Origin of the sequence: Caulobacter sp. HMWF025, assembly GCF_003060965.1 — a bacterium.
In the GTDB taxonomy this organism is placed as follows: Bacteria; Pseudomonadota; Alphaproteobacteria; order Caulobacterales; family Caulobacteraceae; genus Caulobacter.
Genome location: NZ_QAII01000061.1, coordinates 1 through 7849 on the forward strand (window position 1 = coordinate 1; position 7849 = coordinate 7849).

General features: G+C 70.2%; 7 protein-coding genes. 3 read left to right on the forward strand and 4 right to left on the reverse strand.

The window, feature by feature from the left end; genetic code table 11:
- From DBR10_RS07695 to trxA, 3 genes are all read left to right on the forward strand, one after another.
- The coding region (locus tag DBR10_RS07695; protein WP_199225316.1) for a PD-(D/E)XK nuclease family protein at window positions 1–1008 on the forward strand (1008 nt) is incomplete at its 5' end.
- On the forward strand, window positions 1005–4478 hold the full coding sequence (addA, locus tag DBR10_RS07700; RefSeq protein ID WP_108505084.1) for a double-strand break repair helicase AddA: 3474 nt from the start codon (window positions 1005–1007) through the stop codon (window positions 4476–4478). The genes DBR10_RS07695 and addA, both read left to right, overlap by 4 nt.
- Before the next feature lie 128 nt (window positions 4479–4606).
- Window positions 4607–4939, forward strand: coding sequence for a thioredoxin (gene trxA, locus DBR10_RS07705; RefSeq protein WP_108489812.1), 333 nt, complete (start codon window positions 4607–4609; stop codon window positions 4937–4939).
- Between the two features lie 73 nt (window positions 4940–5012).
- Here trxA and DBR10_RS07710 read toward each other — a convergent pair whose 3' ends face one another.
- The 4 genes from DBR10_RS07710 to DBR10_RS07725 all read right to left on the reverse strand — a co-directional run bounded on the left by DBR10_RS07710 (window position 5013) and on the right by DBR10_RS07725 (window position 7697).
- Entirely contained in the window at window positions 5013–5564 is a 552-nt protein-coding gene (locus tag DBR10_RS07710; protein ID WP_108505085.1) for a hypothetical protein, read from the reverse strand.
- Window positions 5565–5669: 105 nt separating this feature from the next.
- Complete coding sequence (locus DBR10_RS07715) at window positions 5670–5780, reverse strand: hypothetical protein (RefSeq protein WP_108489647.1); 111 nt, start codon at window positions 5778–5780, stop codon at window positions 5670–5672.
- A gap of 88 nt (window positions 5781–5868) precedes the next feature.
- Complete coding sequence (locus DBR10_RS07720) at window positions 5869–6387, reverse strand: GNAT family N-acetyltransferase (RefSeq protein WP_108489648.1); 519 nt, start codon at window positions 6385–6387, stop codon at window positions 5869–5871.
- Window positions 6384–7697 (reverse strand): bifunctional folylpolyglutamate synthase/dihydrofolate synthase, encoded by a 1314-nt coding sequence (locus DBR10_RS07725; RefSeq protein WP_108505086.1) that lies wholly within the window; start codon window positions 7695–7697, stop codon window positions 6384–6386. The genes DBR10_RS07720 and DBR10_RS07725 overlap by 4 nt, the downstream gene beginning before the upstream one ends.
- Window positions 7698–7849 lie beyond the last annotated feature (152 nt).

Here is a 7849-nt window from a genome sequence, read left to right on the forward strand (position 1 = left end):
CCTGCGGTCGAGTCACGCTGGCTCTGGCGGCTGAAGACCCTGGCGCGGGGGGCGGGCCTGACCCTGCCCGAGCGCCAGGATGCCCTGGACTGGGCCCGGGCCCTCGATGCGCCCGGTGCCTATTCGCCCTGTCCGAGGCCCGCGCCGGTTCCCCCGGTCGCCGACCGTCCGCGCCGGATGGCCGTGACCCGAATCGAGGCCCTGACCCGCGATCCCTATGCCGTCTGGGCCCGCGACATCCTGAAACTGTATCCGCTGGAACGCCCGGACGAGCCGGTCGAGGCGCGCGCCCGGGGCACGGCGATCCATGCCGCGTTCGAAACCTTTGCGGAGCGGCATCCGGGACCGGTCCCCGCCGACGCCGCCGCCATCTTCGAGGCCCTCTATCTGGATGAACTGGTGGCCGCCGGCATGCCCGCCACCGCCCTGGCCCGCGAACGGGCCCTGGCGCGGGAAGCCGCCGCCTGGGTGGCCGACTGGGAGGTGCAGCGGCGAGCCGGGGCCGAGGCGATCATCGTCGAGGCCGAGGGCCGCCTGACCTTCGACATCAACGGCAAGCCCTTCACCCTGACCGCCAAGGCCGACCGCATCGAGCCGACCGCAGACGGCCTGGCCCACATCCTCGACTACAAGACCGGCTCGGCTCCATCGAAAAAACAGGTCAAGACCGGCTTCTCGCCCCAGCTGACCCTGACGGCGGCCATCCTGCTGAACGGTGGCTTCGAGGGCCTGCCGGACCGCAAGCCCGGAACCCTGACCTATGTCCGTGTCACCGGCCGCAAGCCGGCGGGGCTGGAGGAGGTCTCGGTCGAGGCCAAGGACAGTGAGGGCGCTGCGATTGGAGCCCTGCAGGGCCTGCGCGACCTGATCGAACGCTATGACGATCCGGTCCAGGGCTATCCCTCGCGAACCGCCCCGCAGTCCGTCAAAGGCTATCCCGGCGACTATGACCACCTGGCCCGGGTGTTCGAATGGTCGACCAGCGGCGATGACGGGGACGGCGAATGACGGTCGCTCTAGACCCCCAGCGCATCGCCGCCGATCCCAGAATCAGCGCCTTCGTCACGGCCAATGCCGGCTCGGGCAAGACCAAGACCCTGATCGACCGGGTCGCCCGGCTGCTGCTGGCCGGATCAGCACCCGAGGCCATTCTGTGCGTGACCTATACCAAGGCCGCCGCCGCCGAGATGCAGAGCCGGCTGTTCCGCCGATTGGGCGACTGGTCGGTGACCGCGGACGCGGACCTGAGGACCGAGCTCTCAAAGCTGGTCGGTGAGCCCGAGGGCCTGTTCGATGCCGTCCGGCTGTCGGCCGCCCGCGCTCTGTTCGCTCGGGCGCTGGAAACCCCGGGCGGCCTGAAGATCCAGACCATCCACGCCTTCTGCGAGAAGCTGCTGAAGCGGTTCCCGCTGGAAGCGGGCGTGTCACCCGGCTTTACGGTGATGGACGACCAGGCCGGCGCCGCCATCGCCCGCGCCGCCCGCCGCACCGTGGCGGCCTATGTCGACAGCCATGATGACGTCCTCTCCGAGGCCTATGCCCGCTTCTCGGTGGCGCTGGACTATCAGGCCTTCGAGTCGATGTTCGGCACCTTCGAGATCCGACGCGGCGAGATCGCGGACTATTTCAAGAGATCGGGCGGGGCCGAGGCGGGCATCCAGCGCGTCTGGACAACCTGCGGCTTTGATGGGCCGACCGACCCGGACACGGCGGCTGTCGAGGCCATGGAGGAGCTGGACCTGCCGGTTTGGCGGGCGGTGTCCGGCATCCTGATCGCGGCGGGCGGCAAGACCGACGGCGAGAACGGCCAGGCCATGGCGACGATTGCCCGCGATCCGGCCGCCGGCCTCGACCTGGCCCTGAAGACCTTCTTCATCAAGGACGGCACCGGGACGGCAGCCACCTGGGTCAACAAGACGGCTGCGCTCAAGACCCGGCCCGAGCTCCGCGAGGCGCTGGTGCTCGAGCAGGACAAGCTGGCCATGGCCCGCGAGTCCGTCCGGGCGGCCCGGGTCGCCGAGGATACAGTTGCCGTGCTGATGCTGGCCTCGCGCTACATCATCGAGCACACGGCCGAGAAGGCGGCCCGCGGGGCGCTGGACTTCACCGACCTGATCGAACACGCCCGCCGGCTGCTGACCGAGAAGGTCGATGCGGCCTGGGTGCTCTACAAGCTGGACGGCGGCATCGACCACATCCTGCTCGACGAGGCCCAGGACACCGCGCCCGAGCAATGGGCGATCCTGCGGGCCCTGACCAGCGAGTTCTTCGTCGGGGCCGGGGCGCCGGGCTGGCGCAACAGTCGCGACGAACGCACCCTGTTCGTGGTCGGCGACGAGAAGCAGTCGATCTATTCGTTCCAGGGGGCCGATCCGCAGCGCCTGCTGGACGAGACCCAGACCTACATCGCCCAGATCACGGCCGTGGGTCGGGACGGCAGGAGCGTGCCCCTGACCCGGTCCTATCGCTCGACGCCGGAGATCCTGAGCTTCGTCGACGCCCTGTTCTCTGACCCGGCGACGCGCGAGGGGGTGCCGCCGGGCGACCAGGACCTCGTGCGCCACGAGCCGTTCCGGATCGACGGGCCCGGCTGTGTCGACCTCTGGCCCCTGACCCGCGAGGCTCCGGGCGAGGAACGCGACGCCTGGCAGGCCCCGGTTGATGCCGAGGCCGAGAAAAGCGCCAACCGCCGCCTGGCCGCCGCCATCGCCGGCGAGATCGCCGCCCTGCTGGCGCGCGGCGACGAGGTGCATGACAAGGAAACCGGAAAGCGCCGGGCCGCCCATGCCGGCGACATCCTGATCCTGGTCCGCCGCCGCAAGGCCCTGTTCGAGGACATTATCCGGGCCCTGAAACAGGCCCGGATCCCGGTGGCCGGGGCCGACCGGCTGTCGCTGTCGAGCCATATCGCCTTCCAGGACCTGCTGGCCCTCGGCCGGTTCGTGCTGCTCCCGGATGATGACCTGACCCTGGCGGCCCTGCTGAAAAGCCCGCTCTGCAACCTGACCGACGACGACGTCTATGCCCTGGCCCACGGCCGCAAGGCGACGCTGTGGAGCATCCTGACGGCCAAGGCCGATGAGGATCCCCGCTGGGCGGCGGCCCGTGAGCAGCTGGACTGGGCCCTGGCCGAGGGCCGCCGCCGCCAGCCGTTCGAGTTCTTCGCCACCCTGCTGGGACGGACGGACACCGAGGGCCGCTCCAACCGGGCCCGGATCCTGACCCGGCTGGGGGCGGAGGCCGATGAGGCCCTGGACGCCTTCCTCGCCCAGGTGATGGACGCCGAGCAGCGCAACATCCGCGACCTGGAGGCCCTGGTCGCCGATTTCGCGGCCCTCGACATCGTCATCAAGCGCGAGATGGAAGGGGCCCGCCACGAGGTGCGGGTGATGACCGCCCACGGCTCCAAGGGGCTTGAGGCCCCGATCGTCTTCCTGCCGGAAACCACCCTGACCCGCGGGGCCCGCGGCTCGCCCCTGCTGACCACCGAGGCCGGCGGCCTGTTGTGGTCGAGCAGCGGCAAGGCCGACTGCGAGGCCGCGTCAAAAGCCCGGGGTCTGCGTGACAAGAAGGACGCCCAGGAAGCCCTGCGGCTCTACTATGTTGCCCTCACCCGGGCCCGTGACCGGCTGGTTCTGTGCGGCCGCATCGCGGCGGACGCTAAGGCAGAAAACGTCGGCGGCTGGTACGGCGCGGCGCGGGCCGCCTTCGCCCATCCCGACATCGCGCCCCGGGTGCGGCAGATCGGCGATCCCGAGGCCCCGATCCTGCGCTTTGGCCCCGATCCCTTGACCCTGCCGCGCCAGACGGCAGCGATGATCACCCCTGCGCCCCTGCCGGCCTGGGCCGTGGGCGAGGCCGCGCCGGAGCCGAAGACGGCCCGCTATGCCGCCCCGTCGCGGATCGAGGACGAGGCCGAATCGCGCGCGCCCGCGCCTTCGCCGCTGGCTCGCGTAGAGGGTCTGGGCCGCTACCGGCGCGGCGAGATCATCCACAAGCTCCTGCAGATCCTGCCCGACATCGCCCCGGACCAGCGGCGAGCGGCCGGCGCTCGACTGCTGGCGGCTGAACGCGATCTGACCGACACCCAGCGCGCCGAGATGGCGTCGGCGGCATTCGGGGTGCTGGAAGACGAGCGCTTTGCCGCCGTTTTCGGACCCGGCTCTCGGGCCGAGGTCGCCCTGGCCGGCACCAGTGACGTCCTGCCCAAGGGTCTGGCCATTTCGGGGCGGGTTGACCGGCTGGTGGTCACCGACAGCGCCGTGCTGGTCGTCGACTACAAGACAAACCGGCCCGCTCCGGCCCGCATCGAAGACGCTGATCCGGCCTATCTGGCCCAGATGGCCGTCTATGTGGCGGTGCTGCGCGAAGTCTTCCCCGACCGCCGGGTCGAGGCGGCCCTGGTCTGGACCGACGGGCCCAAACTGATGCCGGTTGCAGAAAAGGTGATATCGGAGGCCCTGCGACGGATCGGCTAGACCGTTGCCGGGAACCCGCCGGGTGCCTACATCGTATCCAAGCGCCTGCGATGACTCGCAGGGATCGACAATGATTGCATCGCCTCCGGGGCTTCCGGCGCGCGCGGTGCCCAGATGGAGCAGGCCCAATGAGCACCGTGACGGTGACCGACGAAACCTTCGAACGCGACGTGCTGCAGGCCACCGGCCCGGTGCTCGTCGATTTCTGGGCGGAATGGTGCGGCCCCTGCAAGCAGATCGCGCCCGCCCTCGAGCAGATCTCCGAGGAGCTCGCCGACCACGTCGTGGTCGCCAAGGTCAATATCGAGGACAGCCCCACCACCCCGTCGCGCTATGGCGTGCGGGGCATCCCGACCATGATGCTGTTCCGCGGCGGCCAGATGACCTCGATGAAGGTCGGGGCCATGCCCAAGCAGAAGATCCTGGAATGGCTGACCGAGGCCGGCGTCCAGCCCGCCTGAGGCGACGCCTGACCTTCGGACATAATGACGCCCGCCCGGCTCACGCTCGGGCGGGCGTTTTTGTCATGGCGCCTCAGAACCTGTTGCGGCAGCCCTGCCGGGCATGAACGCCGCGAATGAAGCCGCGCCGGGCCAGCCCGGCCTGCACGGCCGCGTCCAGACGCCGCTCAGCCGGGGCGGCCCCGGAAATCTCCCGCACCAGGCCTCGAAACGGGATGATCGAATTGACCACGGTACGGCCACCCGCCGCTGCCAGACGCCCTGCCCGGCTTTCCTTGAGCTCATTGCCGACGATGTAGTCGGGACCCAGGACCGCGTTCAACGCCGTGACCTCGGCGGCCAACTGGCGACAGGTCTTCAGACCCTTGAGGCTGTAGGGGTCGTCCTGGGCCTTGACGAGACTGTCGGGGATGTCGCGCCGGTTGAAACCGATGTCGCGGACCGGCTGCCCGCCGATCTCAACCGCCTTCTTGCCGGTCTGGCTCACCCAGCCGGGCGAGGTCGCAGCGGGTGCCTCTGCGGGTGGGGACTCGGTGGGGTGATTCTGGGCGAGGGCCGGCGTGCCCGCCATCAGCAGGGTGAGGCCGAGGGTCGCCCGGACAAGCCGTGAGGTTTGAAAGATCATGTGCCGTGTCCTGCCAGAAAACCGCGAACCGGGCAGACCGGTTTGCGGGTCAGGAACGACAGGCGCGAGCAGGGGTTCCCGTCCGCGTTCGGAGAGTCCCCGGTCCTACTTCTTGGCCGTCGTAACGATGAACGGCGAAACCGAGGCCGGGGCGGCCTTCTTGTCGGCCTTGGGTTTGCGGACTTCCTTGTTGGACTTCTTCTGACCCTTGGCCATCGGCGGTTCCTGCCAGGACGGGCGCGCGCACCGGGGATGTCCGGCGGGCCGTGCCGCCCTATCGGCGTGGCGCAGCTGTACGCGGGTCTCAGGCCGGCGGGTAGTGCGGATCGATCCGGCGCAGCAGATAGCGCACGGACTTGGCTCCATCGTGGATCGCGGCAGCGCCGACCTCAGTAAAGCCCAGGCCGGCATGGAAGGCCTCCGAGGCCGGATTGGGCGGATCCGAATTGACCTCGCAGACGATCTGGCTGTGCCCGGCAGCGGCGGCGGCGGCGAACAGGTCCGCATAGAGCTGGCGCGCGAGGCCGCGTCCGCGCGCGGCGGCCGACACCACCACCCGGTCCACATAGACAAAGCGCGCGTAACGCTCGCGGAACCACAGGTAGTTGAGGCTGTCATAGTCAGCCCTCTCGTCGAACGTCAGCAGCAGGGCATCGACGCCGACCCGCCTGGCGACGAAGGCTTCGGCGACCAGATGGGCAAGGCGGCCAGGCTGCAGCCAGGAAAGTTCGACGGCATGGGCATTGTTGAGGGCCAGCAGGGCGTTTGCGAGACCGGGATCGGCCATATCCGTGGGGGAGAGATCCTGCAGGGCGTCGCTCATTGCGGCCAGGTCTCTTCGCTCATCGCCAGCACCTCGCCGGCCAGATAGAGCGAGCCGCAGATCAGCACATGCGGCGTCGGAGTCCGGGCCAGGGCCTTGGTCAGGGCGTCTTCGAGGCTGTCGCAGGCGTGGGCGCGCAGCCCGGCCAGTTCGGCGGCGGCGGCGGTCTGGGCGGCGGGGGCGGCGGCATGGCCCTCGAAGGTGACGGTATAGACCTCGGCCTTCAGCGGCGCGAAGGGCCGGAAGAAGCCCGTGGCGTCCTTGTTGGCCAGCAGGCCCGAGATCAGCGCCACAGGCCGGCCATCGCGCGCCGCCAGATCGCCGAGCGCGCGGGCCACGGCGGCCCCGGCATGGGGATTGTGTCCGCCGTCCAGCCAGAGGTCAGCTCCCGCCGCGCGGGCCAGCTCGGCCAGGGGCCCGGCGCTCAGACGCTGGAAGCGGGCCGGCCACACCGTCGCGGCGATGCCGGCGGCCATGGCCGCTTCGTCGATGCGCGGATCGGCCAGGGTCAGCAGGGCCGCAATGGCCAGACCCGCATTGGCGAACTGGTGCTCACCCGGCAGGGGCGGGGCCGGCAGGTCGAGCAGACGGTCCGGCATCTGGACCAGCAGACGCCCGCGTTCGCCCCAGGCATCGAAGTCCTGCCCCATCAGGGTCAGCTCAACCCCGGCCCGGGCGGCGGCCCGCACGATGACGCCCTCGGCCTCCTCACGCTGGCGGGCCGAGACGACCGGGGCCCCGGGCTTGATGATCCCGGCCTTTTCGCCGGCGATCTGGGCCAGGGTGTCACCGAGGAACTCGCGATGGTCGATGTCGACCGGCGCAATGACGCTGACGGCGGGCGTCACGACATTGGTCGCGTCCAGCACCCCGCCCAGGCCCACCTCGACGATACAGAGGTCGGCCGGAACCTCGGCAAAGGCGACGAGGGCGGCCGCCGTGGTGATCTCGAAGAAGGTGATCGGCAGTCCGGCATTGGCCTCTTCGACCCGCGCCAGCACCTCGGCCAGCTGGTCATCGCTGATCAGGGTTCCGGCCAGGCGGATGCGCTCGGCGAAACGGACCAGATGCGGCGAGGTGAAGACATGCACCTTCAGCCCCGCGGCCTCGGCCATGGCCCGCAGATAGGCCACGGTCGAGCCCTTGCCGTTGGTCCCGGCGACATGGATCACCGGTGGCAGACGGTCCTGCGGATTGCCGAGCGCGGCACACAGCCGCCGCATGCGATCCAGCGACAGGTCGATCAGCTTGGGATGCAGGGCCTGCAGGCGGGCCAGGGCGGCATCATGAACGCGGAGGTGGTCGGTCATTTCAACCTCATCCTCCCTTGCGGCGCGGGGGAGGTGGCGCGATGCGGCGACGCATCGTGACGGAGGGGCCGTTCTGCGACGGCCGGGTGGGCGGACGCCCCCTCCACCGCCGTTCGGCGGTCCCCCTCCCCCGCTTCACGGGGGAGGGGGAC

Coding starts and splice junctions, on each gene's coding strand:
- addA (WP_108505084.1), top strand. CDS start 1,005: ATGACGGTCGCTCTAGACCCCCAGCGCATCGCCGCCGATCCCAGAATC.
- trxA (WP_108489812.1), top strand. CDS start 4,607: ATGAGCACCGTGACGGTGACCGACGAAACCTTCGAACGCGACGTGCTG.
- DBR10_RS07710 (WP_108505085.1), bottom strand. CDS start 5,564: ATGATCTTTCAAACCTCACGGCTTGTCCGGGCGACCCTCGGCCTCACC.
- DBR10_RS07715 (WP_108489647.1), bottom strand. CDS start 5,780: ATGGCCAAGGGTCAGAAGAAGTCCAACAAGGAAGTCCGCAAACCCAAG.
- DBR10_RS07720 (WP_108489648.1), bottom strand. CDS start 6,387: ATGAGCGACGCCCTGCAGGATCTCTCCCCCACGGATATGGCCGATCCC.
- DBR10_RS07725 (WP_108505086.1), bottom strand. CDS start 7,697: ATGACCGACCACCTCCGCGTTCATGATGCCGCCCTGGCCCGCCTGCAG.